Below are 23,953 nucleotides of genomic sequence, written 5' to 3'. Positions count from 1 at the left end.
GCTTCCGTGCGTCAACGGGATTACTTGGGTGAATCGCCCGGAAAACGGCGGTTTTTCCCGACGCGATACAAGCGTGCAACAGCCCCTTTCGGCGAAAGCTAGCTTGCCGTAGCGTCAACTTGTGATGGGAAGGATGACGAAAACGATGGCCGATCTTGCGGAAGGCGCCGACGACGGCGACCTGATTGCCGCTCCCGCGAAGATTCCGGTGCCGGAGAGCGTCGCGGAGGCGGTTCGCACGCTGATCCGCTGGGCCGGCGACGACCCCGAGCGCGAGGGTCTGGTGGACACGCCTGCCCGCGTGGCGCGCGCGTGGAAGGAATATTGCGCCGGCTATGGCGAGGATCCGGCGGTCCACCTCGCCCGCGTGTTCGAGGAGGTCGGCGGCTATGACGAGATCGTGCTGCTGAACGACATCCCCTTCCAGTCGCATTGCGAGCACCACATGGCGCCGATCATCGGCAAGGCGTCGATCGCCTATCTGCCGCGCGACAAGGTGGTGGGCATCTCCAAGATCGCGCGCGTGCTCCACGGCTTCGCGCGGCGGCTGCAGGTGCAGGAACGGCTCACCGCGGAAGTCGCCGACTGCATCTGGGAGCACCTCCAGCCCCATGGCGTGGCGGTGGTGATCGAGGCGAGCCATAGCTGCATGACCGCGCGCGGCGTGCGCACCCCGGGCGTGGGCATGGTCACCAGCCGCATGATGGGCGTGTTCCGCAGCGACGAGCGCAGCCGCGCCGAGGTGCTGAAGCTGATGGGATATTGATGCGCATCCTGGTGACGGGGGCGGCACGGCGGATCGGCGCGGGCATCGCGCGCCGGCTGGCGCTGCGCGGCCATGCCGTGGCGATCCATCACCATAATGCGCCGGAAGAGGCCGCCGCGCTGCGCGATGCGATCGCGGCCGCGGGCGGCAGCGCCTGCATCGTCACCGGCGAACTGTCGCAGGCGGCCACGGCCCCGGCGCTGATCGCCGCGGCGCGCGATGGGCTGGGCGGGCCGGTGGAGGGGCTGGTGAACAACGCCTCGCAATTCGCCTGGGACGCGCTGCCCCTCGCCGATTTCGCGCTGCTTGACCGGCACATGCGCATCAACCTGGGCGCTCCCGTGGCGCTCGCGTCGGCGCTTGCCGCGCAGGACGATCTCGACGCGGGCGCGGTGGTGAACCTGCTCGACCAGAAGGTGGCGAACCTCAATCCGGATTTCCTCACCTATACGCTCAGCAAGTCGGCGCTGGCGGCGGCCACCGAGCTGCTGGCGCGCGGGCTGGCGCCGCGGGTGCGCGTCAACGCCGTCTCCCCCGGCCTGACGCTGCCGAGCCTGGACCAGAGCGCGGAGGAGTTCGCCCGCCATTCGCGCGAGAACCTGCTCCAGCGGCCCGTGGCGCTCGACGATATCGCCGCGACGGTGGAGCATCTGCTCACCTGCCGGTCGATCACGGGGCAGAATATATTCGTGGACTGCGGCCAGCGCTTCCTGGCACGCGACGGCGACGTGATGTTCGAGGGGCGCGAGCGACCGCATGGCTGAATATCTGATCCGGCTGGAGGCGCTGGAGCTGGTGATGGGGCTGGGCATCCATCCGGAGGAGCGCGCGGCGCCGCAGCGCGTGCTGGTGACGGTGGAGATGCGCTGCGCCTATCCCGCGCCGGTCGAAGACCGGATCGACGCGGTGGTCGATTATGATTTCCTGCGCGAGTCGATCCGCAAGCTGGTGGCCGAACGGCATTTCGACCTGCAGGAAGCGCTGTGCGACGAGATCGCCGCGCTGGCGCTGCGCGATCCGCGGGTGACCGAGGCGCGCGTGCGATCGCTGAAGCCCGATTTCTATCCCGACGCGCGCGTGGGCTGCGAGGTGGTGCGCGGCCGGGGCTAGGGCGATCCGCGACCGGCGGAACCGCCGGCCGCAGCACGTCCCGCCGCCGCCTGCATCAACGCCCGGATCAGGCCCGGTTGGCGGCGCTTAGCACGGCGCGGACGCTGGCGGTGGCGATGTCCGCATCGATGCCCACGCCGAAGATGGTGCGCCCATCCTCCGTACGGCATTCGACATAGGCCGCGGCCTGCGCGTCGGCGCCATGGCCGATCGCATGCTCGCTATAGTCCACCACGTCCAGATTCGGCCCGGTGGTGCCCGCCAGCGCGTCGATCACGCCGGAGATCAGGCCGTTGCCCTTGCCCGAAATCGAGCGTTCCTCGCCATCGATCGCGACGCGGCCGACGAAGGTGCGGCTGCCCGTGGCCCCGCTTTCCTCATAATCGACCAGCGCGAAGCGATCCTTCTCGCCCGGCAGGTACACGCGCTCGAACAGGCCCCAGATGTCGGCGGCGTTCAGCTCGCGGCTCGTCTCGTCGGCCAGGCCCTGGACGTGCTTGGAGAATTCCGCCTGCATCCGCTTGGGCAGCTTCAGCCCCTTGTCCTGCTCCAGCACCCAGGCGACGCCGCCCTTGCCCGATTGCGAGTTGACGCGGATCACCGCCTCATAGCTGCGGCCCAGATCGGCGGGGTCGATCGGCAGATAGGGGACGTTCCAGATGCGGTCGTTGCGCTTGCCCTGCGCCTCGAACCCCTTTTTGATCGCGTCCTGATGGCTGCCCGAAAAGGCGGTGAACACGAGGTCGCCGGCATAGGGGTGGCGCGGGTGGACGGGGATGGCGTTGCAATATTCGACGGTCTTGATGACCTGATCGATGTCCGAGAAATCCAGTTCCGGATCAACGCCCTGCGTGTACATGTTGAGCGCCAGCGTGACGATGTCGCAATTGCCGGTGCGCTCGCCGTTGCCGAACAGGCAGCCCTCGACACGGTCCGCGCCCGCCATCAGCCCCAGTTCCGCCGCGGCGACGCCGGTGCCGCGATCGTTGTGCGGATGCAGGCTAACCACCACGCTGTCGCGGTTGCGGATGTTGCGGCAGAACCATTCGATCTGGTCGGCATAGACGTTGGGCGTCGCGCATTCGACCGTGGCCGGCAGGTTGAAGATGATCGGCTTTTCCGGCGTGGGGCGCAGCACGTCCATCACCGCCTCGCAAACCTCCAGGCTGAAATCCAGCTCGGCGGTGGAGAAGGTTTCCGGGCTGTATTCGAACAGCCAGTCGGTGTCCGGCTGGGCGGCGGCGCAATCGCGCAGCACCTTGGCGCCCGTGATCGCGATCTCGCGCACCTCGTCGCGCGTCATCTTGAACACCACCTCGCGCCAGGCCGGCGAGACGGCGTTGTAGAGATGGACGATCGCGCGCGGCGCCCCGCGCAGGCTTTCGAAGCTGGTCTCGATCAGGTCGCGGCGCGACTGGGTGAGCACCTGGATGATAACGTCGTCCGGCACCTTGCCCTGCTGGACCAGGCCGGAGATGAAGTCGAACTCGGTGGCGCCCGCGCTGGGGAAGCCGACCTCGATCTCCTTCACGCCCACCTTGCACAGCAGCTCGAAGAAGCGGGTCTTCTTCTCGCCGTCCATCGGATCGATCAGCGCCTGGTTGCCGTCGCGCATGTCGGTGGACAGCCAGCGCGGCGCGCGGGTGATCGTGCGGCCCGGCCATTGGCGGTCGGGCAGGTCGATGGTGGGGAACGGGCGGTATTTTACGCTCGGATCGCGAAGCATGTGCGTGTCTCTCGGGTACGGCCGGACGGTGCCGGCACGATTGTCGGTCTGTGGCTATGGAAACCCCTTAGGGGAGACGCGCGCAGCACTTCGCCCCTAAGGGCGGATAAGTCGCAGACCGAGGCCGAGCCGCATCGTCATGCGGCCCACATGGCGAATGCAGGTTAATTTGTCCACCTATTCGCCGGCGCTATTCGACATTTCGCCGGTTTCCGGCCCCGTCGAGGGCGTTGCGGACGGGGATGCGGAGGGCACCGGGGTGGGCGTGGCCACGATCTCGGCCATCGGCGGGGGATCGGAATAGTTGGTGCCCGTGGTGCCGCCGCCACCGCATGCCGCCAGCATCAACAGCCCGCCCAGCGCCAGATATCGCATCGCCGCAAATCCCCTTCCAACCGGCCACCGATAGCACGGCCGGGCGCCCTCTCCTACGCCTCTGGGGCGCTAATCCACAGCAAAGAGCGCCTAAGAGCGCGTGGAGGGGGTGCATATCGCAAAGAAGCGCGATACATCACGCCCCGCGACAACGGCGGCCAGGTCCTCGCGAAAGCCGCCGGCGCGACCAACAAATAGGCCCGAACGGGCACGCACAGGAGAACAGGACTATGGCGGAAACGAAGGCACGCGGCGGCATCGCCAAGCCGGTGACCCCTTCCCCGCAGCTTGCGGAAATCGTCGGTGCGGCCGCGCTGCCGCGCAGCGAAGTCGTCAGCAAGATCTGGGAATACATCAAGAAGAACAACCTCCAGAACGCTGCGAACAAGCGCGAGATCATCGCCGACGCGAAGCTCAAGCCGATCTTCGGCGCCGACAAGGTGACCATGTTCGAGATGAACAAGCACCTGAGCAAGCACCTGAGCTGAACCGGTGCCGGGGCCGGCCCGCGCGCCGGCCCCGCCCGAACGCGGGCCGCCCCGGCGCGGTCCGCGACTCGCGCCGGGCATCGGCGCGGCACACCGGAAACCGGCTCAGCGCAGCTCGGGGAGTTCCGGACCTTCCATGAAATCGGGGCGGGGTGATTGGCCCGCGGCCTTCATCTTCGCGATCCGCGCGATCTCGCGCTCGCTCATCGCGATGCGCTGGCGCTCGCTCGAATGGGTGGCGATGCGGAAGATGCCCGCGCCCTTGTCACGGCGGAAACGCTCCCAGAAGCTGGCGATCGCGCTGGTGGGATAGCCCGCGCGATCGAGCAGATAGACGGCCAGCCGGTCCGCCTCGTCCTCCGTGCGGCGCGTCAGCCGGGCGTTGCGGCCGAACATCTGCGGCAGCCCGCGCTTGATCCCGGCCGCGTCCAGCCGCTCGCGATGGCGCAGGATATTGTGCGACAGCTCGTGCGCGACGACCACCGCAAGCTCCTCCTCGCTGTCCGCGTAGAAGATCGTATCGGTGGAGATCTGGACGTAAGTGCCGTCCGCCTTGGACTGGAAGCCGTCCTCGGCGCTCACCTCGAACCGGGAGGCGCAGCCGCGGTCCAGCGCGATGTCGAGCACGCGATGCTCCCCGCCGTGCGATACGCCCAGGGTCAGCGCGCCATCGGCCACTGCCGCGTCGATCTGGCCGATCAGCGCCGCGGTTCGCGCGTAGGAGCTGGATCGCGCGCCGCTGCCCGGCGCGGGCGGCGCGCCGTCGATCGTCTCCAGCGCGTCGCCCGGCTCCAGCCCGGCACGCTCCGCCGCACTGCCCGGCGCCACCGCCAGCACCAGCGGCGCCCCGCCGGCGCCGAAGCCGAAGGTGGCGCGCGCCGCCGCCTGCTCGCCGCCCGGATACTGGCTGATGTCATGCACCACGAAGCCAGCGAGCGGCACCTGGGGGCAGAGATCCCCCGCGGAAACCGCCAGCCGGTAGCCAACCGCGAGCAGCCGGGCGTCAAGCTCCTGGAGCAGCAGCAGCTTCTCATCGCCGGGAGCGGGCTGCGCGATCACCGCAGGGGCATCGCGCGGCACCGCCGAAGCGGCACCCGCGGCCAGAGCCAGCGCCACGGCGGCGATCATCAGGGGCGGACGCATGCCCCCTTGTTCCAGCACCGCCGCCTGTGCGCAACCATTGCGTACACCACGCATGGCCATTTGCGCGCCGGAGCGCTATTGGGGCGCGCGAAAGCCCCCAACCGATCAAGAACATGAATTTTTTCCGACGCTTCGCCAAGGCTCCACGCCAGCACCGAATCCCCCCCGGCCGCCGCATCTATGCGATCGGCGATATCCACGGGCGCGCGGACCTGCTCGATCAGTTGCTCGACGCCGTCGGGCAGGACGACGCCGCCCGCCCGCGCGCCGACACCGAACTGGTGTTCCTGGGCGACCTGATCGACCGCGGGCCGGATTCGGCGGCGGTGGTGCGCCGCGTGCGCGAGCTGTGCCGCGCAGGCGTCGCGCGGCTGCTGAAGGGCAATCACGAGGAGGTGTTCGTCAACGCCGCGTTCGGGGACGCACGCTGCGCCCGCGGCGTAATGGGCCTGGGCGGCGTCGCCACGCTGAAAAGCTATGGCATCAGCGAGGATCAGGCGCGCAACGGCAGCTTCGACGATCTCAGCCGCCTGATCTCGCGCCGCGTGCCGCAGGACGACATCGCCTTCCTGGACGGCGCCGAGGACATGATCGTGATCGGCGACTATCTGTTCGTCCACGCGGGCATCCGCCCCGGCGTCCCGCTGGAGGAGCAGAAGGGCAACGACCTGCGCTGGATTCGCGAGAGCTTCCTGAAGAGCGGCGCCGACCATGGCCTGATGGTGATCCACGGCCATTCGATCACCCCGGACGTGGAGGAGATGCCCAACCGCATCGGCGTGGACACCGGCGCCTTCTTCAGCGGCAAGCTCTCCGCGATCGGGCTGGAAGGCGCGGCGCGCTGGGTCGTATCGGTGCAGGGCGAGGCCGCCGAATATCAGGGCGACGATACCTACAGCCCCAGCATCTGAGGGCCGCTGGCCGGCTCCTAACGCTGGAGCCCCAGCAGGAAATCGAACACCGCGTCCCAGGCCGCCTCGGCGCCTTCGGGATCGCGCTCGGCGATCAGGATCGACGATCCGTGCGCGCCCTTCACGGGCACGAACTGGCGCTTGGCCTGCCCGGGCACCGCCTCCACCAACGCCTTCGCCGACGCGACTTCCTTCGCATCGGCGGACGAGGTGACGAACACCGGCACCTTCACCTTCGCCGCGGCATCGCGCACGCTGGGGTTGCCGTCGAAATATTCGGCGGGCGAAAAGGCGAGCACCGCGGTCACGTCGCGCGGATTGTCTGCCGCCACCAGCAAGGCGAGCGAGGCCGAATAGCTGCTGCCCCACAGGATCACCGGCAGATGTTCGGACTTGGCCCATTCCAGCGCCGCGTCGATATCCTTGCGCGCGTCGAGATAGCTGCCCTCGCGCCCCAGCGATTTGACCGTGAAGTTGCCGCCGAACATGTCGCCGCCCGCGCGCTGGTCGATCGCCAGCGTGGCGAAGCCGCGCGCGGCCAGCCGCGGGGCGATGGTGGCATATTCGCCCTGCCCCGATCCCGCCTGGTGCAACAGCACGATCAGCGCCTTGGCGCCCTGCGGCTTCAGATAGTCGCCATAGACGCGCACGCCATCGGCGGCGATCAACTGCACCGGGGAGCGCTGCTGCGGTGCCTCCGGCGCCTTGCGCGGGGCGGTGCCGCCGCATGCCGCCAGCGCCAGCGCCGCAACCAGCGCGACACCCGGGCGCCACATGCTCAGATCAATCCCGCCAGCGGGCTGGACGGATCGGCGTAGCGCCGCTGGCCCATCCGGCCCGCGCGATAGGCCAGCCGGCCGCTCTCCACCGCCAGCCGCATCGCGGTGGCCATCATCACCGGGTCCTTCGCCTCGGCGATGGCGGTGTTCATCAGCACGCCGTCGCAGCCCAGCTCCATCGCCACCGCCGCGTCGCTGGCGGTGCCGACCCCGGCATCGACCAGCACGGGCACCTTCGCGCCCTCCACGATCAGGCGGATGGTGACGCGGTTCTGGATACCCAGCCCCGATCCGATCGGCGCGCCCAGCGGCATGATCGCCACCGCGCCCGCCGCTTCAAGCTGCTTCGCCGCGATCGGATCGTCGGTGCAATAGACCATCGGCTTGAAGCCTTCGTTCGCCAGCACCTCGGTCGCGCGGAGCGTCTCGCGCATGTCGGGATAGAGCGTCCTGGCTTCGCCCAGCACCTCCAGCTTCACCAGGTCCCATCCCCCCGCCTCGCGCGCCAGGCGCAGCGTGCGGATCGCGCTGTCGGCGTCGAAACAGCCGGCGGTGTTGGGAAGGTAAGTGATCTTCTTCGGATCGATATAGTCGGTGAGCATCGGCGCGCCGGGATCGCTCACGTTGACGCGCCGCACCGCGACGGTGACGATCTCCGCCCCGGAAGCCGCGACTGCGGCGGCATTCTGCTCGAAATCGCGATATTTGCCGGTGCCGACGATCAGGCGCGAACGGAAGGTACGGCCCGCGACCGTCCAGGTATCCTCATCAACCGCCCCGTGATCGCCGCCGCCGACGAAATGGACGATCTCCAGCGCGTCGCCCTCCGCGACGGTGACGCTGGCCAGCGTCGAACGCGGCACCACCTCCAGGTTGCGCTCTACCGCCACCTTTTCGGGCGCGAAGCCCAGTTCGGCGGCGAGCCCCGCGAGCGTAAGCCCCGCGGCAACGCGCCGCGGCTCCCCGTTGAGCATGATCGAGACGGTAGCGGTGCCGTGCAAACCTATAACCTCCGTTCGGGCGTGGCGTGTCGAACCCCCGCCCGCCATGGAGCCACGCCCTTCGGCAAGCTCGGAGCGAACGGGATGACAGGCCGCCCCATTTGATCGCGGACGCGGCGTCATATAGGGAGGCGCACGCCTCGCCCGCAACCGAAAGACTGACAAGTGGCCGATACGATCTATGTCCTGAACGGGCCGAATCTCAACCTGCTCGGCATGCGCGAGCCGGAGATCTATGGCACCGACACGCTCGACGACATCGCCGGCGGGCTCGACGATCGCGCGCGCGAACTGGGGCTGCAGATCGACTTCCGCCAATCGAACCACGAAGGCCATCTGATCGATTGGCTGCACGAGGCGCAGGCGACGGGCGCAAAGGCGGTGCTGCTCAACGCGGGCGCGCTGACGCACACTAGCCTGGCGCTGTACGACGCGATCCGATCGATCCGCACCCCGGTGATCGAGGTACATCTGTCGAATCCGGCCGCACGCGAGGCCTATCGCCATCACTCCTATGTCGGTATGGCGGCAAAGGGGACCATCGCCGGCTTCGGAGCGCAATCCTATGCGCTTGCGCTTGAAGCGGCGGCGCGACTCTGACACAGGGCGCGTTTTCACAGAATAACGGGAAAGCATGAGCGAAAAGACCGAAATGGGCGCGATGCGGATCGACATCGATCTGGTGCGCCAGCTCGCGGCGGTGCTCGATGAGACCCAGCTCACCGAAGTCGAGGTTCAGGACGGCGAACGCCGCGTGCGCGTCGCGCGCAAGGTGAGCGTGGCCGCGGCACCCGCCCTGCTCCAGGCGCCGCCCGTGGCCGCGGCACCCGCAGCCGCCGCCGCGCCGTCGGCAGAGGCCGCGCCCGCCGCGGTTTCGGCGAACGCGGTCAAATCGCCGATGGTGGGCACCGCCTATCTGGCCGCCGAGCCGGGCGCCAAGCCCTTCGTATCGGTCGGCCAGACCGTGAAGGCGGGCGACACGCTGCTGATCATCGAGGCGATGAAGGTGATGAACCCGATCCACGCGCCCGCCGCGGGAACGGTGAAGGCCGTGCTGATCGAGGACGGCCAGCCCGTCGAATATGATCAGCCGCTCGTCGTCGTCGAGTAAACCGGTGCCAGAGATCAAGAAGCTCCTGATCGCCAACCGCGGCGAGATCGCGTTGCGCATCCACCGCGCCTGCCACGAGATGGGCATCAAGACGGTGGCGGTGCATTCGACCGCGGATACCGAGGCGATGCACGTGCGGCTGGCGGACGAGGCGATCTGCATCGGCCCGCCGCCCGCGGGCGAGAGCTATCTCAACATCCCCGCGATCATCTCCGCGGCGGAGATCAGCGGCGCGGACGCGATCCACCCCGGCTATGGCTTTCTTTCGGAGAACGCCAAGTTCGCCGAGATCGTGGAGGCGCACGGGCTGATCTTCGTCGGCCCCAAGCCCGAGCATATCCGGGTGATGGGCGACAAGGTGGAGGCCAAGCGCACCGCGGGCGCGCTGGGCCTGCCGCTGGTGCCGGGTTCGGACGGCGCGATCAGCGACGTGGCCGAGGCGCGGCGGCTGGCCGCCGATATCGGCTATCCGGTGATCATCAAGGCGGCCTCGGGCGGCGGCGGACGCGGCATGAAGGTCTGCACGTCCGAAGACCAGCTCGAAACGCTGATGAAGCAGGCGGGCACCGAGGCGAAGGCGGCGTTCGGCGACGCGACCGTCTATATGGAGAAATATCTCGGCAACCCGCGCCACATCGAGATCCAGGTGTTCGGCGACGGGAACGGGAACGCGATCCACCTGGGCGAACGCGACTGCTCGCTCCAGCGCCGCCACCAGAAGGTGCTGGAGGAGGCCCCCTCCCCCGTGCTCTCGACCGAGGAGCGCGACCGGATCGGCGGCATCTGTGCCAAGGCGATGGCCGACATGGCCTATCGCGGCGCGGGCACGATCGAGTTCCTGTGGGAAGACGGCGAATTCTATTTCATCGAGATGAACACCCGCCTGCAGGTGGAGCATCCGGTGACCGAGGCGATCACGGGGCTGGACCTGGTCCGCGAGCAGATCCGCATCGCCGAGGGCCACCCGCTGACGCTGCGCCAGGCGGACGTCCATTTCCGCGGCCACGCGATCGAATGCCGCATCAATGCCGAGGACCCGCGAACCTTCGCGCCTTCCCCCGGCCAGGTGAAGCAATATCACGCGCCCGGCGGTATGAACGTGCGCGTCGATAGCGGGCTCTACGCCGGCTATCGCATCCCGCCCTATTACGACAGCATGATCGCCAAGCTGATCGTGTACGGCACCACGCGCCAGGGCGCGCTGCGCCGCCTGCGCCGCGCGCTGGAGGAATTCGTGGTGGAGGGCGTGAAGACCACCATACCGCTCCACCAGGCGCTGCTCGACGATCCGCAGTTCCAGGCCGGCGACTATACGATCAAGTGGCTGGAGGAATGGCTCGCCCGCAACGACGAGCAGGCGTGACGCGAACCCGCTGACAGCGCGCCCTGCGGCCGCTACAGCGTTCCCGGAAGGGAGTGCGGTGATGCTGGGAATGCGATCAGCGATGCTGGTTCTGGCGGCGCTTGGCGCGATGGCGGGGGCCGTGCCGGCAGCGGCGCAGCCGCGCCCGATCGCGCCGGGCACGCAGGTGGAATGGTCGGCGGACAAGGCGCCGCGGCCGGTGACCTATCGCTCCGGCGACTTGATGATCGAGGTCCGCCCGCTGCGCGATGGCGAGAATGCCGCGCCGCAGGTGACGGTCAGCGGCCCCGGCTTCCGCCCGGTGACGATCACCGGCTCCAGCATCTGGTCATCCGCGACGCACCGGATCGGCGCCGGGCGGCTCGATCCCCGCGGGCGGCGCTATGTCGAACTCCAGTCGTTCAGCGGCGGCGCGCATTGCTGCAACGAGGTGCAGCTCGTCGTGATCGGCCAGGAGGGCGCGCGCAGGCTGGAGCTGGGGGCGTGGGACGGCGAGCCCGGCGATGCCCCGCGCGACGTGGACGGCGACGGCTTCACCGATTTCGTCCAGCGCGACGATCGCTTCCTCTACGCCTTCGCCTCCTATGCCGGATCGCTGGCGCCGCCGCAGATCCTGAACGTGGTCGATGGCCGGGTGGTGGACGTCTCCGCGCGCGCCGGGTTCCGCCCACTGTTCGTCGAGGCGGTGAACTTCGCCCGCCCCTATTGCCTGGGCCGCGATGCGCAGGGCGAGCCGAACGGCGCCTGCGCCGCCTATGTCGCCGCCGCAGCGCGGATCGGCCAGTTCGACGCGGCCTGGGCCAAGATGCTTCGCACCTATGACCGGCGGAGCGACTGGGAATATCCCACCGGCTGCCGCCTTCCGCTGAGGAGCGGCGAATGCCCGCGCGGCGCTACGATCCGCTATCGCGGCTATCCCGATGCGCTGCGCGCGTTCCTGGTGCGCTCCGGCTATATCGCGCGCTGACCCCCCAACCGACCGAGAGGCACGCATGAAGGCCACGATCTGGCACAACCCCCGCTGCTCCAAATCGCGCGAGACGCTGGCGATCCTTCAGGAGACGCCGGGCGTCACGGTCGAGGTGATCGAATATCTGAAGACCCCGCCCAGCCGCGACAAGCTGGCCGCGCTCTATGCCCGCGCCGGCATCACGCCGCGCGATGGGCTGCGCAAGGGCGAGGAAGGCGCCAAGCCGCTGAAGGACGCATCCGACGACGCGATCCTGGACGCGATGGCCGCCGATCCGATCCTGATCGAACGCCCGCTGGTGGAAACCGGAAAGGGCGTCCGCCTGGGCCGCCCGCCCGAGAAGGTCCGCGAGATCCTGTAACGGCGCCCCGCCGTCCGCGGATCGGCCTTCCGCAGAACGGCCCCGGCAGGCGCGGCGTGATGGGATAACACCGCGCCTTCCGGGACCGCTGCCGGCGCGCATGACGGCGCCGGCTCCGCCACGGCCAGCGCGCGGATGGGGCGCCGGGCCGTGACGAACTGGGATTCGATGGTCACGCGCCGGGATGACCGCGCAACACCTGATCCCCTGGAGTCGAAATTGCGTACAATATAGTTGATCAAATAATCCCGTCGCGTCGCGGAATATCGCCCGCCATCGTCCCGGCCACCTTGATTCTACGCCCGGACGGCATGTTTCGACTCCGAATCAATTGAAATACGTAGGAAATTGATTCCGCTACTTTGCAAGGAATGCAAGCGGGACTCCGTTCGCCGTGGCTCAATTTGGCTCTTTTCTGGAAACGGATTCATTCGACTCCGAAATGGAGAATTGACGCGCCGCAATGGCCGTTCGCCGGCAAGCAGCGCGGGGCTAGCCCCAGGGTGCCGCCGCCGCTAAGGGCTCGCGCATGACCGAGATCACGCCAGAGATCGTCGCCGAGCACGGCCTGAGCCCCGAGGAATATGAGCGCGTGCTGCACGCGCTGGGCCGCGAGCCCAACCTGACCGAGCTGGGCATCTTCAGCGTGATGTGGTCGGAGCATTGCAGCTACAAATCCAGCCGCATCCACCTGAAGAAGCTGCCCACCACCGCGCCCTGGGTGATCTGCGGCCCCGGCGAGAACGCGGGCGTGATCGACATCGGCGACGGCCAGGCCGCGATCTTCAAGATGGAGAGCCACAACCACCCCAGCTACATCGAGCCCTATCAGGGCGCGGCGACGGGCGTGGGCGGCATCCTGCGCGACGTGTTCACCATGGGCGCGCGGCCGATCGCCAACATGAACGCGCTGCGCTTCGGCCGGCCCGATCATCCGAAGATGCGCCACCTGATCGCGGGCGTGGTCCATGGCATCGGCGGCTATGGCAACTGCGTGGGCGTGCCGACGGTGGGCGGCGAGGTGAACTTCCACCCCGCCTATGACGGCAACATCCTGGTCAACGCGATGACCGTGGGCATCGCCGATACCGACAAGATCTTTTATTCGGCCGCGGCGGGCATCGGCAATCCGGTGGTCTATGTCGGCTCGAAGACCGGGCGCGACGGCATCCATGGCGCCACCATGGCCAGCGCCGACTTCACCGAGGATTCGGAGGAAAAGCGCCCCACCGTCCAGGTCGGCGATCCCTTCACCGAAAAGCTGCTGATCGAGGCGTGCCTGGAGCTGATGGCGTCCGACGCGATCGTGGCGATCCAGGACATGGGCGCTGCGGGGCTCACCTCCTCCTCGGTCGAGATGGCGTCGAAGGGCGGCGTGGGCATCGAGCTGGTGATGGACAATGTCCCCCAGCGCGAGACGGGCATGACGCCCTATGAGATGATGCTGAGCGAGAGCCAGGAGCGCATGCTCATGGTGCTCAAGCCCGGGCGCGAGGCCTTTGCCGAGGCGATCTTCCGCAAATGGGAGCTGGATTTCGCGGTGATCGGCACGGTGACCGAGCCGGGGCCGGACGGGGGCCGCATGGTGCTGAAATGGCGGGGCGAGACCGTCGCCGACATCCCGCTCGGCCCGCTGGCGGACGAGGCGCCGCTCTATGACCGCCCGCACGTGCCCACGCCCAGGCCTGCGCCGCTGGCCGACGCGCCCGAGAGCGCCGATCCGGCCGCGGACCTGCTGAAGCTGATGGGATCGCCCGATCTCGCCAGCCGCCGCTGGATCTGGGAGCAATATGACCACATGGTAGGCGCCGACACGGTGCAGCGCCCCGGCGGCGATGCCGCAGTGGTGCGCGTCCACGGCACCGGAAAGGCGCTGGCGATCACCACCGATTGCACCCCGCGCTATTGCTTCGCCGATCCGGTGGAGGGCGGCCGCCAGGCGATCGCCGAGGCGTGGCGCAACCTGACCTCCGTCGGCGCCACCCCGCTGGCGGTGACCAACTGCCTGAACTTCGCCAACCCGCAGCGGCCCGAGATCATGGGTCAGATCGTCGGATGCCTGGAGGGCATGGGCGAGGCGTGCCGCGCGCTCGACTTCCCGATCGTGAGCGGCAACGTGAGCCTCTATAACGAGAGCAAGGCGACCGGCGGCGGCAGCGCGATCCTGCCCACCCCCGCGATCGGCGGCGTCGGGCTGATGGCCGATTGGCGCAAGAGCTGCACCATCGCGTTCAAGGGCACCGGCGACACGGTGATCGCCGTGGGCGAGCGCGGCGGCGACCTGGGCCAGTCGCTGTGGCTGCGCGAGATCCACGGTCGCGAGGAAGGCGCTCCCCCGCCGGTGGACCTGGCGGCGGAGAAGCGGACCGGCGATTTCGTCCGCGCGATGATCCAGAACGGCTCGATCACCGCCTGCCACGATGTTTCCGACGGCGGCATGGCGGTGGCGCTGACGGAGATGGCGCTGGCCTCCGGCATCGGCGTGCTGGTCAACGAGCCCCAGCCCTTCGGCATCGCCGGATCGCTGTTCGGCGAGGACCAGGGGCTCTACATCGTCACCGTCTGCGATACCTGCCTGGCCGATTTCATGGCCGCCGCGCATCGCGCCGACGTGCCCGCCGACCCGATCGGCCGCACGATCCGCGATCGAATCATCTTCGAGCTGGACGAGGGCGACTGGACGGTGAGCCTGGCCGATCTGCGCGCCGCGCACGAGGGCTTCTTCCCGGCGCTGATGCGCGGCGAGGTCGTGGCCTGACCGGGCCGGATGAGCCCGGCGCAGGTTGCGGCATCGCGCCGCGAAACCGGATCGCGTCCTTCGCCAGTTTGAACGCGCGGTTGTCTGGCGCCGGGGCAGCGGTGTCCGGACGGCGGCGTCGGGCCACCGCTATTTGAATCACGCGAAGGCGCGAAGATGCGTCGCCCGCTCGCGCCGAAGGCGCCCATTCAACCGGCTGCGCGCTGCGGCGCGGGAAAGGGAGGGCTGCTGTCGCGGCAAATCCCTCTTCGCGCCTTCGCGCCTTCGCGTGAAACATAAACGAAGGGATACGGCTCAGCGCGAACGGGTCAGATGAAACATACTCGACTTTAGCCCACGCCTTTGCAGGGAGCGCAGCTCAAGAACTGGCCGCAAGCGCCCCCCCCGCGCTATTCGCGCGCGTAGGGCTGGAAGCTGCAGTCGGCGGAGCGAACCATGACGTAGATCACGTCATGCTCCGCCGAATAATCGCCCGCCTCGACGAACACCGGCACGCCATTGCGGTCCGCCAGCGCCTCCAGCTCGGCGGGCGCGAGCTGGCGGGGCAGACCGAATTTCGCGAAGCTTCCGCCCTCTATCGCAATCCTGTCGCCATTCTCGAACCACGGTTTGCCCGCGGCCTCGAACTGCGGCGTCGCGTTGGGCGAGGCGATCAGCACGCCCCGCTCGTCATGGAAGGCGCAGGCCGGCGCCGCCAGCGCGGCCGCGAGCAGGACGCTGACGGGCATCGCGCGGCTCAGCCCTCGACCGCGTAGGGCTGGAACTCGCAATCGGCGAGCCGCACGAGCAGATAGATCACCTCGGGCTGGGGCGTCCCCGGCTCGGCATAGAAATGGCCGCCCTGATAGGATTTGAACGGCACGACATCGCCCTTCGAGAGCACGCGCGGCAGGCCGTATTTGGTGAATTTCCGGCCCGCGATCGTCACCGGATCGTTGTTGATGTACCAGCCCGTCGTGCCGATCCCGGCATAGCCGGCCGCAGGCGCGGCGACGCAGGTTTCGGCCGGCACCGGGGCGATCGCCGCAAGGCTGACCGCGATCAAGGCATGGAACGCCATTACATCCTCCCTAATCCACTATGATTCGCGAGCGATGCTAGCCGATCCGCGCCGGGGCGGTTAGGATGTTTGCGCAGGAGGATTCCCGATGACCACAGGCTATTCCGGAACGCCGCTTGCGCAGAAGCTGGGCTTCGCGCGGGGGATGCGCGTGTGGTTCCACCGGATGCCGGACAGCGTTCGCGACTCGATCGACCCGGAGGGCCTGAACGTCGACGAGCAATTCTGCGCCACCGATGGCATGCAGGCCGCGCATATCTTCGTCACCGAACGCGAGGAGCTGGAGCGCGAGATCGCAGCACTGCGCGAACTGGTGGTGCCCAGCGGCTTCATCTGGGTTTCCTGGCCCAAGAAGGCGTCGAAGGTCCCCAGCGAGATCACCGAGGACGTGGTGCGCGAGGTGGCGCTGCCCACCGGGCTGGTGGATGTGAAGGTCTGCGCGGTCGACGATGTCTGGTCGGGGCTGAAGCTGGTGGTCCGCAAGGAACTGCGCGGCGGGTGAGCCTGGCGGCGGCGCGCGGCGTCCCGCCCTGCCCCTGCCCCCTGCTTGACCCGGAGCGCGTCTGCCGTCACCCATTGGCGCGGGGGGAAATCGCCATGGCCACCAGCGCACCGGACCGCATCATCTCGCTGGACACCGTCCGCGGCGTCGCGGTGATGGGCATATTGCTGCTCAACATCGTCGCCTTCGCGATGCCGCCCGCCGCCTATTTCAACCCCGCAGCCTATGGCGGGCACAGCGGCACGGACCTCTACGTCTATCTCGGCAACCTGGTGCTGTTCGACGGCAAGATGCGCGGGCTGTTCTCCTTCCTGTTCGGCGCGTCGATGCTGCTGGTGATCGAAGGCGCCGAGGCGAAGGGCGAGAGCGCGGCACGGGTGCATTATTCGCGCATGTTCTGGCTGCTGCTGTTCGGCCTGGCGCACCTGTGGCTGGTGTGGTGGGGCGACATCCTGAACCTCTATGCCCTGATCGGTATGATCGCCTTCCTGTTCCGCCGGAAACAGGTTCCCACGCTGATCGGCGCGGCAGTGGCGCTGATCGTAATCCAGACGCTGATGATGGGCTCGCTTGCGGGCATGGTGGCCTATCTTCAGTCGATCGTGGACGGCGGCGATCCGGCGGCGGCGCAGGAGGCGGCGAAGGGGCTGGCGGGTTTCAACGACGGCTTCGGCCGCCCCGGCCCCGAAGCGATCGCCAAGACGCTGGCGGAATATCGCGGCGACTATGCCACCGTCGTCGCCGCGCGCTTCAAGGAGGCCGCCTTCTCTCCGATCAGCAGCGTGCTGCTCTTCGGCTGGGAAACGCTGGCCTATATGCTGCTCGGCATGGCATCGCTGAAGAGCGGGCTGCTGGCGGGCACCTGGGCGCGGGGCCGCTATGTACGGTGGCTGCTGGTCTGCTTCGCGATCGGCATCCCCGCCTATTGCGCGATCGCATGGTGGGTGGTGTCGAGCGATTTCGCGCTGATGGCGGTGGTCGGCGGGGTGATGACTGCGGCCACGCCGGTACGCCCGCTGATGGTGGTGGGCTGGGCCTGCCTGATCCTGCTGCTGATGCGCCCCGGCGGCGCGATCAGCGCCCGCATCGCCGCCGCGGGGCGGATGGCCTTCACCAACTATCTGATGACCAGCCTGATCTGCACCACGTTGTTCTACGGCTATGGCCTGGGCTGGTACGGCTATCTGTCACGCGCGGAGCTGTATCTGGTGGTGGCGCTGGTGTGGCTGGCGATGCTGCTGTGGTCGAAGCCCTGGCTGGATCACTTCCGCTATGGGCCGCTGGAATGGGTGTGGCGCAGCCTTTCGCGCGGATCGCTCCAGCCGATGCGCGGCGCGGCCTCCGCAGGCGGTTGAGCGCAAACCGCCATATTGCGAACGCTACGCAATAGGCATTGCGAATCGGTCGCATTAGCCTTATCTCGACGGCCAGAGAGCGAGGGTTCGATGGTCGTCTGCGTCTGCAATGCGATTCGCGAAAAGGATGTCCGCACCGCCGCGCGTGAGGGCGCGACCAGCGCGTGCCAGGCCTATCGCGCGCTCGGATGCCAGGCGAAATGCGGCCAGTGCGTGCCCTTCGCCCGCCAGATCATCAATGCGGAACGCGCTGCTGCATAGCATTCGCATCTGGGCGAACCCGCAGAAATCAGCCATTTTCAGGGTGTTCGCGCAGCACCGGTGGCGCTAGGATCGGCCCCTTCTCCAGACAGGGGTTCCGGCGATGAAGGGCGACGCGAAGGTTCTCGAATATCTCAACGAGGTGCTCAAGAACGAGCTTACCGCGGTCAACCAATATTGGCTGCATTATCGCATGCTCGGCAATTGGGGCGTCGCGAAGCTGGCCGAGCTGGAGCGCCACGAATCGATCGACGAGATGAAGCACGCCGATTCGCTCGCGGAGCGCATCCTGTTCCTGGAAGGGCTGCCCAACTTCCAGCTCCTCGGTCGCCTGCGCATCGGCGAGACGGTGGAAGAGGTGCTGAAGGCCGATCTGGAGCTGGAGGTGGAGGCGATCGCGCTGCTGCGCGAGGCGATCCCCCATTGCGAGCAGGTGCGCGATTTTGTGAGCCGCGATCTGCTGGTCTCCATCCTCGAAAGCGAGGAGGAGCATGTCGATACGCTGGAGACGCAGTTCGAGATGATCGCCCGCATGGGCCTGGAGAATTATATCCAGCTCAACAGCAAGGCCGCCGAAGCGAGCTGAGGCCCGTCACGATGCGACAGGCGGGGCTGCGGCCGATCCCGCCAAAGGCGGACAGGCTCTAGCCCGCGCGGCGCCCGAAGGCGGGGCGGCGCGCGACCAGCGGATTGGCCTCGCGCTCCAGCAGCGCCAGCGTCGAATCGAACAGCGGCCGCAGCCGCACGACATAGCTCAGTGCCTGATCCGGCGTGTCCTGCCGCTCGACGCAAGCGCGCGCGATCGTCTCGATCGATTCGGCCAGGTCGGCCAGCGGATCGGCCCCGAACTGACGCGATTCGCCCTTCAGCGTGTGCGCGGGAATCACCAGCGCAGCGGCGCTGTTGCCGCGCATCGCGGCTTCGATCTGGTCTACCGACTTGATCCCGTCTTCGCGGAAGTAACCGAGAATGCGGACGAAATTGGCGCCAAGCTCCGCCCGGGCCTGCGAATAGGCAGACCAGTTCACCAGCGCACCGTTACTGACCGTAGCTTCCATTTCCCCGTCTCCGCACAGCGAGGCAGCGGAAGTTCTACGGTAAGGGAAGTAAACAGCTCGTTGATCCGCCTCTACGGAATGACGCGGAAACCACGGATTTCATTCGTTTCTATAGCGTACAGATCCGCGCCCGCGGCCGCGGCGAGCTGTTTCAGCTCGCGTTCGGCATTGGGATCGTCGGCCAATATTTCGAACGGCTCGCCCGGGTGTTCGCGCAGCGCCCGCGCCGCGCGAATCGCCGGCCAGGGGCAGCGCATCCCGCGCGCGTCGATCCGGATCACCCCCGCTGCTCGCGATCGCGATCGAATGGGTTGCGCGGCGCGCGCATCGTCAGGCGCACCGGCACCGCGCCGAAATCGAACTCACGGCGCAGCGAGTTGATCAGATAGCGCTGATAGCTGACGGGCAGCATGTCCACGCGCGTGCCGAACAGGACGAAGCTGGGCGGGCGCGTCTTGTTCTGCGTCACATAGCGCGGCTTGATCCGCTTGCCGCCGGGCGCGGGCGGCGGATTTGCCTCGATCGCGCGTTCGAACCAGCGGTTGAGCTGGCCGGTGGTGATCCGCCGCGACCATGCGTCGCGCGTCTCGAACGCCACCTGCATCAGCGTGTCGAGCCCCTTGCCCGTGGCCGCCGATACCGTGAGCAGCGGCACACCCTTCACCTGCGCCAGCCCTTCGTCCAGCGCGGCCTTCACGCCGTTGAACAGGCGGCTGGCGTCTTCCGCGACGTCCCATTTGTTGAGCGCGAGGATCAGCGCGCGGCCTTCCTGAAGCACGCGATCGGCGATCTTCAGGTCCTGCACCTCCAGCCCCTTGGTGGCGTCGAGCAGCAGCACCACGACCTCGGCGAAATCCACCGCGCGCAGCGCATCGGCCACCGACAGCTTCTCCAGCTTGTCCTGCACCTTGGCCTTCTTGCGCATGCCGGCGGTGTCGATCAGGCGCACGGCGCGCGCGGTGCCGTCCGCCGCCTGCCATTCCCAGGGCACGGCGATCGAATCGCGGGTAATCCCGGCTTCCGGCCCGGTGAGCAACCGGTTCTCGCCCAACAGCTTGTTGATCAGCGTGGACTTGCCCGCGTTGGGGCGGCCGACGATCGCGAGCTTGAGCGGGGCATCGGGCGAATCCTCGTCCTCGTCCTCCGCCTCCTCCTCGGGCAGGTCGATCCAGGGCTGCAGCGCTTCGGACAGGTCGCCCACGCCCTCGCCATGCTCGGCGGAGATCGGCACGGGCTCGCCCAGCCCCAGCGCCATCGCCTCGATCACGCCCGCCTCGCCCGCGCGGCCCTCCGCCTTGTTGGCGGCGAGCACCACCGGAGTTCCCGCGCTGCGCAGCCAGCGGGCGATCTCTTCGTCCAGCGGGGTCACGCCCGCGCGCGCATCGACCAGGAACAGCGCGACATCGGCCTCGCGCACCGCGGATTCGGTCTGCACGCGCATCCGGCCGGGCAGGCTGGCGGGATCCTCATCCTCGAAGCCTGCCGTGTCGATCACGCGGAAGGCGCAGCCCAGGAGCTGCGCCTCGCCCTCGCGGCGATCGCGGGTCACGCCCGGCATGTCGTCGACCAGCGCCAGGCGCTTGCCGACCAGCCGGTTGAACAGCGTCGATTTGCCGACATTGGGCCGGCCGATGATTGCGACGGTGGGAAGGGGCATCGTTCAAAACCTGCTCCCCCTCCCGCATGCGGCGGGAAGGGTCGGGAAAAGGCCCGCAGCGGCGAGCCGTAGCGCCGTACATGCCCTCCCTGCGCCGCTCCCGCAAGCGGGAGGGCCGGAAGCGATCAGCGATAGGCCGTGATGCGGCCCTTGTCGTCGATCACGTACAGCATCTGATTGGCGATCACCGGCGCGAGCGAAAGCGTGCCGCCCACCTCCATCGCCGAAAGCACGCTGCCGTCCTTCGGAGAGACCGAGACGATCTCGCCACGGCTGTTCAGCAGCAGCAGGCGGTTGCCCGCCAGCACCGGACCGACCCAGCCGATCGCGCCCTTCTGCTTCTTCTCGTTGCGGTAATGCTGGAGCTGCGCGATCCAGCGCACCTTGCCGCTGCCGCGCGCGATGCACAGCAGACGGGCATCGTCGGTGACCACGAACAGCCATTCGCCCGCCACCCAGGGGGTGGAGATGCCGGCGATATTCTGTTCCCAGGCGCGCTGGCCGGTACCCATGTCGATCGCGACCATGCGGCCGCCCTGGCCCACGGCAAAGGCGCGGCCGCTGTCGATCACCGGCGCCGCATCGATATCGGAGATCGACGAGACCGAGGTGGAGATGCTGGTGCGCGAAAGCACGTCGGCCCACAGCATGCCGCCGTTCTCGTAACGATAGGCATTGAGCTCGCCCGACGAGAAGCCGACCACGACGGTGCCCTGCGCCGATGCGGGGGCCGCGACGCCGAACACGCCCTGCGTCTCCGGGCTGCCAGCGGCGCTCCAGAAGACCGAGCCATTCTCCTGCGTCAGCGCGAAGATCTGGTTGTCCTGCGTGAGCACATAGATGTTGCCGTTGGCGATGGTCGGCGCGCCGCGCAGCGGGCCGGCCGGGCGCACGCGCCACTTCTCCGTGCCGTTGGCAGCATCGAGCGCGACCACGTCGCCCAGCCCGTTGGTGGCGAACACCGTGCCGCCGTCGAAGCTGACGCCGCCGCCGAAGCGCGAGTTCTTGTTCTCCTTGTCCTTCACCGTCTCGGCCTGCCACAGGCGGGCGCCGGTATCGGCGGCGAAGGCGTTCACGACGCCGTCGGTATCGACCACGAACAGCTTGTTGTCGGCCACCACGGGCGCAGAGGCCAGCCGCTCGCGCTTGCTCGCCCCCTTGATGCTGGCGGTCCAGGCGCGCGTCAGCGTCTCGCCCAGCGCCAGGTGCCCCATCGACTTGGCCGCGTTGCCGCCCGGCTGCGACCAGTCCGCATTGGCATAGGCCTCGGGCACCAGGACGTCGGAACCCGCCAGCGCCTTGTCGGCGACGATGTCGTTCTCCGCCGCCAGGATCGGGCGGCGTTCGCCCAGCACCGGGGTTTTCTTCGCGCCCTTGAACGCGCCGCAACCGCTAAGCAACGCCAGCGCCGCAATCGCGGCGGCAACCCTCACCCTATTCTTCATTGTGCCTTGCCATCCCCAGTCTGAGCCGCGACGTCCACTCCCATCGAGGTCGCCATCTCCGCCGCACGCTGACGGATCGAGTCGGGCACGTCCTTGTTCTTCGCGATTTCGCCAAACAACTTGGCGGCCTCCGCCTTCTTGCCCTGCTTCAGATAGGCGGCGGCGGTAAGCTCGCCCGCGCTGCCGAACCAGGACGATCCGGGCGCGGCCAGGCCCTTCAGGCGATCGACGACCTGCTCGGGCTTGAGCTGGTCGAATTCCAGCGCGGTCTGGCGCAGCAGCGCCTCGTCGCGGAAGGGCTGCGGCAGCTTCGCGTCGCCGGCAACCTCTGCATATTTGGCGGCGGCGCCCTTCGGATCCTTGGCGTCGATCAGCTCGCCCGCCTCGATCAGCTTGGCGATCGCACGATATCCGTCGCCGCCGGAGGCCGCGACCTTGCGCAGCTTCTCCAGCCCTTCGTTACGGCGGTTCTCCAGCAGGTCCTTCACGCCGGCGGCGAATTCCTCGCCCTGCGCGCCTGCGGCCCGTTCGGACCGGGCATGATAATAAAGATAGCCCGCGAAGATCAGCAGGCCGGCCACAACCGCGCCGACGATGATCCGCCCATAACGCTGCCAGATCATCAGCAACTGATCGGCACGCACCCCTTCGTCGACCTCGCGGATGAAGGCCTCGTCAGTGGTGCCGGAAGGGGGAAGCGCCAATTTCAACTCCATGGGGTACAGGTGCGGGCGCGGACATTAGCCGCGGCGGAGACAGAGGGAAAGCTGCTCGATGGGGTCCTTCAGTCCCGCGCCGGATATATCTGTTCTGGCCCGGGAAAAGCCCGCGAGCGCACATCGGCCGCATAGGTCTGAACCGCGGCGGAAATGCGGCCAGCCAGGTCGTCGAAACGCTTCACGAAGCGCGGCGTGCGCTCGAACAGGCCCAGCATGTCCTCCGCGACCAGCACCTGCCCGTCGCAGCGCGCCGAGGCGCCGATGCCGATGGTGGGGCACGACACCGCCTCGGTGACCGCCACCGCGATCGGCTCCACCACGCCTTCGACCACGATCGCGAAGGCGCCGGCCGAATCGATCGCACGCGCGTCCGCCAGGATCTTCTCCTGCTCCGCCGCGCTGCGCCCGCGCGCGCCATAGCCGCCCAGCGCATTGATCGCCTGGGGCGTCAGCCCGACATGGCCAATCACCGGAATCCCGCGATCCGAAAGGAAGCGGACGGTGGGCGCCATCGCCTCCCCGCCCTCCAGCTTCACCGCCGCCGCGCCGGTCTCCTTCAGCAGGCGGGCGGCGCTGGCGAAGGCCTGTTCGGGCGACGCCTCATAGCTGCCGAACGGCATGTCGACCGCCACCAGCGCGTGATAGCTGCCGCGCACCACCGCAGCGCCATGCGCCGCCATCATCTCCAGCGTCACCGGCACGGTGGACGGCAGGCCGTAGACCACCTGCCCCAGGCTGTCGCCGACCAGCAGGATGTCGCAGTGCGGATCGAGGATCTGGGCGGTGCGCACCGTATAGGCGGTGAGCATCACCAGCGGTTCGCCCCCTTCCGCGATCTCCGCCTTGCGCCGCCGGATGGCGGGCACGGTGAGCCGGCGCATCGGCGCGGGCGTGGGGTTCGCACGGCTGGTGGCGGTATCGAGCGTGTAGGTGGACATGGGCGCGCTCCCTAGACCCGCCCCGCCGCGCACACCAGCGCCGCTGCGCCAGATGGACGGTATTCTTGACTCAATGTTATATATATTTTACATTGA

At 68.1% G+C, this 23,953-nt stretch carries 28 protein-coding genes; 15 read left to right on the top strand and 13 right to left on the bottom strand.

Annotated elements, in window-relative coordinates:
• The first annotated feature begins 145 nt into the window (after nucleotides 1–145).
• From folE to OM513_RS05490, 3 genes are read left to right on the top strand one after another with little or no spacing between them, the layout of a single operon-like run.
• A complete protein-coding gene (gene folE, locus OM513_RS05500; RefSeq protein ID WP_264943153.1) occupies nucleotides 146–766 on the top strand; it encodes a GTP cyclohydrolase I FolE in 621 nt (206 codons plus the stop codon).
• On the top strand, nucleotides 766–1,530 hold the full coding sequence (locus OM513_RS05495) for an SDR family oxidoreductase (RefSeq protein ID WP_264943152.1): 765 nt from the start codon (nucleotides 766–768) through the stop codon (nucleotides 1,528–1,530). The genes folE and OM513_RS05495 overlap by 1 nt, the downstream gene beginning before the upstream one ends.
• Nucleotides 1,523–1,876 carry a dihydroneopterin aldolase gene (locus OM513_RS05490; protein WP_264943151.1) on the top strand — a complete coding sequence of 118 codons (354 nt, stop codon included), beginning with the start codon at nucleotides 1,523–1,525 and terminating at the stop codon, nucleotides 1,874–1,876. The genes OM513_RS05495 and OM513_RS05490 overlap by 8 nt, the downstream gene beginning before the upstream one ends.
• Nucleotides 1,877–1,943: 67 nt before the next feature.
• Here the strand turns inward: OM513_RS05490 and leuA are convergent, their stop codons facing one another.
• Both leuA and OM513_RS05480 read right to left on the bottom strand, forming a co-directional pair.
• Nucleotides 1,944–3,602 (bottom strand): 2-isopropylmalate synthase, encoded by a 1,659-nt coding sequence (leuA, locus tag OM513_RS05485; protein WP_264943150.1) that lies wholly within the window; start codon nucleotides 3,600–3,602, stop codon nucleotides 1,944–1,946.
• A gap of 177 nt (nucleotides 3,603–3,779) precedes the next feature.
• Nucleotides 3,780–3,977, bottom strand: a complete 198-nt coding sequence (locus OM513_RS05480) for a hypothetical protein (RefSeq protein ID WP_264943149.1) — start codon at nucleotides 3,975–3,977, stop codon at nucleotides 3,780–3,782.
• A 230-nt stretch (nucleotides 3,978–4,207) separates the two neighbouring features.
• Between OM513_RS05480 and OM513_RS05475 the strand changes: the two genes are divergently transcribed.
• Nucleotides 4,208–4,465 carry an SWIB/MDM2 domain-containing protein gene (locus tag OM513_RS05475; RefSeq protein ID WP_264943148.1) on the top strand — a complete coding sequence of 86 codons (258 nt, stop codon included), beginning with the start codon at nucleotides 4,208–4,210 and terminating at the stop codon, nucleotides 4,463–4,465.
• Nucleotides 4,466–4,570: 105 nt separating this feature from the next.
• On the opposite strand, the gene OM513_RS05470 is transcribed toward OM513_RS05475, so the two are convergent.
• Nucleotides 4,571–5,608, bottom strand: coding sequence for a M48 family metallopeptidase (locus OM513_RS05470; protein ID WP_264943147.1), 1,038 nt, complete (start codon nucleotides 5,606–5,608; stop codon nucleotides 4,571–4,573).
• Nucleotides 5,609–5,721: 113 nt separating this feature from the next.
• On the opposite strand from OM513_RS05470, the gene OM513_RS05465 reads away from it, so the two are divergent.
• Nucleotides 5,722–6,519 (top strand): metallophosphoesterase family protein, encoded by a 798-nt coding sequence (locus tag OM513_RS05465; RefSeq protein ID WP_264943146.1) that lies wholly within the window; start codon nucleotides 5,722–5,724, stop codon nucleotides 6,517–6,519.
• A gap of 17 nt (nucleotides 6,520–6,536) precedes the next feature.
• Here the strand turns inward: OM513_RS05465 and OM513_RS05460 are convergent, their stop codons facing one another.
• On the bottom strand, nucleotides 6,537–7,295 hold the full coding sequence (locus OM513_RS05460; protein WP_264943145.1) for an alpha/beta hydrolase: 759 nt from the start codon (nucleotides 7,293–7,295) through the stop codon (nucleotides 6,537–6,539).
• A 2-nt stretch (nucleotides 7,296–7,297) separates the two neighbouring features.
• A complete protein-coding gene (gene thiS, locus OM513_RS05455; RefSeq protein WP_319951601.1) occupies nucleotides 7,298–8,299 on the bottom strand; it encodes a sulfur carrier protein ThiS in 1,002 nt (333 codons plus the stop codon).
• A 165-nt stretch (nucleotides 8,300–8,464) separates the two neighbouring features.
• Here thiS and aroQ point away from each other — a divergent pair, with 165 nt between their 5' ends.
• The 6 genes from aroQ (at nucleotide 8,465) to purL (ending at nucleotide 14,862) form a co-directional block, all read left to right on the top strand.
• Nucleotides 8,465–8,899, top strand: a complete 435-nt coding sequence (gene aroQ, locus OM513_RS05445) for a type II 3-dehydroquinate dehydratase (RefSeq protein ID WP_264943144.1) — start codon at nucleotides 8,465–8,467, stop codon at nucleotides 8,897–8,899.
• Nucleotides 8,900–8,933: 34 nt separating this feature from the next.
• Nucleotides 8,934–9,410: an acetyl-CoA carboxylase biotin carboxyl carrier protein gene (accB, locus tag OM513_RS05440; RefSeq protein WP_264943143.1), complete on the top strand. Its 477-nt coding sequence runs from the start codon at nucleotides 8,934–8,936 to the stop codon at nucleotides 9,408–9,410.
• A gap of 4 nt (nucleotides 9,411–9,414) precedes the next feature.
• Complete coding sequence (accC, locus tag OM513_RS05435; protein WP_264943142.1) at nucleotides 9,415–10,773, top strand: acetyl-CoA carboxylase biotin carboxylase subunit; 1,359 nt, start codon at nucleotides 9,415–9,417, stop codon at nucleotides 10,771–10,773.
• Between the two features lie 61 nt (nucleotides 10,774–10,834).
• Nucleotides 10,835–11,740: a hypothetical protein gene (locus OM513_RS05430; protein ID WP_264943141.1), complete on the top strand. Its 906-nt coding sequence runs from the start codon at nucleotides 10,835–10,837 to the stop codon at nucleotides 11,738–11,740.
• Nucleotides 11,741–11,765: 25 nt separating this feature from the next.
• The gene (gene arsC, locus OM513_RS05425; protein WP_264943140.1) at nucleotides 11,766–12,104 is read left to right on the top strand and encodes an arsenate reductase (glutaredoxin); all 339 of its coding nucleotides are present in this window, start codon (nucleotides 11,766–11,768) and stop codon (nucleotides 12,102–12,104) included.
• A 529-nt stretch (nucleotides 12,105–12,633) separates the two neighbouring features.
• Nucleotides 12,634–14,862 (top strand): phosphoribosylformylglycinamidine synthase subunit PurL, encoded by a 2,229-nt coding sequence (gene purL, locus OM513_RS05420; protein WP_264943139.1) that lies wholly within the window; start codon nucleotides 12,634–12,636, stop codon nucleotides 14,860–14,862.
• A gap of 389 nt (nucleotides 14,863–15,251) precedes the next feature.
• Here purL and OM513_RS05415 read toward each other — a convergent pair whose 3' ends face one another.
• Both OM513_RS05415 and OM513_RS05410 read right to left on the bottom strand, forming a co-directional pair.
• The gene (locus tag OM513_RS05415) at nucleotides 15,252–15,590 is read right to left on the bottom strand and encodes a hypothetical protein (protein WP_264943138.1); all 339 of its coding nucleotides are present in this window, start codon (nucleotides 15,588–15,590) and stop codon (nucleotides 15,252–15,254) included.
• Nucleotides 15,591–15,598: 8 nt separating this feature from the next.
• Entirely contained in the window at nucleotides 15,599–15,922 is a 324-nt protein-coding gene (locus OM513_RS05410) for a hypothetical protein (protein ID WP_264943137.1), read from the bottom strand.
• A gap of 88 nt (nucleotides 15,923–16,010) precedes the next feature.
• Here OM513_RS05410 and OM513_RS05405 point away from each other — a divergent pair, with 88 nt between their 5' ends.
• From OM513_RS05405 to bfr, 4 genes are all read left to right on the top strand, one after another.
• Nucleotides 16,011–16,424 (top strand): DUF3052 domain-containing protein, encoded by a 414-nt coding sequence (locus OM513_RS05405; RefSeq protein ID WP_264943136.1) that lies wholly within the window; start codon nucleotides 16,011–16,013, stop codon nucleotides 16,422–16,424.
• 95 nt (nucleotides 16,425–16,519) lie between these two features.
• On the top strand, nucleotides 16,520–17,779 hold the full coding sequence (locus OM513_RS05400; protein ID WP_264943135.1) for a DUF418 domain-containing protein: 1,260 nt from the start codon (nucleotides 16,520–16,522) through the stop codon (nucleotides 17,777–17,779).
• Nucleotides 17,780–17,869: 90 nt separating this feature from the next.
• Nucleotides 17,870–18,040, top strand: a complete 171-nt coding sequence (locus OM513_RS05395; protein ID WP_264943134.1) for a (2Fe-2S)-binding protein — start codon at nucleotides 17,870–17,872, stop codon at nucleotides 18,038–18,040.
• A gap of 103 nt (nucleotides 18,041–18,143) precedes the next feature.
• On the top strand, nucleotides 18,144–18,626 hold the full coding sequence (gene bfr / locus OM513_RS05390) for a bacterioferritin (protein ID WP_264943133.1): 483 nt from the start codon (nucleotides 18,144–18,146) through the stop codon (nucleotides 18,624–18,626).
• 58 nt (nucleotides 18,627–18,684) lie between these two features.
• On the opposite strand, the gene OM513_RS05385 is transcribed toward bfr, so the two are convergent.
• From OM513_RS05385 to panB, 6 genes are all read right to left on the bottom strand, one after another.
• Nucleotides 18,685–19,098 carry an Hpt domain-containing protein gene (locus OM513_RS05385; RefSeq protein WP_264943132.1) on the bottom strand — a complete coding sequence of 138 codons (414 nt, stop codon included), beginning with the start codon at nucleotides 19,096–19,098 and terminating at the stop codon, nucleotides 18,685–18,687.
• A gap of 71 nt (nucleotides 19,099–19,169) precedes the next feature.
• Nucleotides 19,170–19,379 (bottom strand): sulfurtransferase TusA family protein, encoded by a 210-nt coding sequence (locus tag OM513_RS05380; RefSeq protein WP_264943131.1) that lies wholly within the window; start codon nucleotides 19,377–19,379, stop codon nucleotides 19,170–19,172.
• A complete protein-coding gene (gene der / locus OM513_RS05375; protein WP_264943130.1) occupies nucleotides 19,376–20,755 on the bottom strand; it encodes a ribosome biogenesis GTPase Der in 1,380 nt (459 codons plus the stop codon). Before der ends, OM513_RS05380 begins: the two co-directional genes overlap by 4 nt.
• Nucleotides 20,756–20,880: 125 nt before the next feature.
• Entirely contained in the window at nucleotides 20,881–22,200 is a 1,320-nt protein-coding gene (locus OM513_RS05370; protein WP_264943129.1) for a PQQ-like beta-propeller repeat protein, read from the bottom strand.
• A complete protein-coding gene (locus OM513_RS05365) occupies nucleotides 22,197–22,904 on the bottom strand; it encodes a tetratricopeptide repeat protein (protein WP_264943128.1) in 708 nt (235 codons plus the stop codon). Before OM513_RS05365 ends, OM513_RS05370 begins: the two co-directional genes overlap by 4 nt.
• Before the next feature lie 80 nt (nucleotides 22,905–22,984).
• Complete coding sequence (gene panB / locus OM513_RS05360; RefSeq protein WP_264943127.1) at nucleotides 22,985–23,857, bottom strand: 3-methyl-2-oxobutanoate hydroxymethyltransferase; 873 nt, start codon at nucleotides 23,855–23,857, stop codon at nucleotides 22,985–22,987.
• Nucleotides 23,858–23,953 lie beyond the last annotated feature (96 nt).

The sequence above is a fragment of the Sphingomonas canadensis genome (assembly GCF_026013525.1).
GTDB lineage: Bacteria > Pseudomonadota > Alphaproteobacteria > Sphingomonadales > Sphingomonadaceae > Sphingomonas > Sphingomonas canadensis.
Note: the sequence above shows the minus strand (reverse complement) of the source record. Positions and strands in the feature narration are given on the sequence as shown.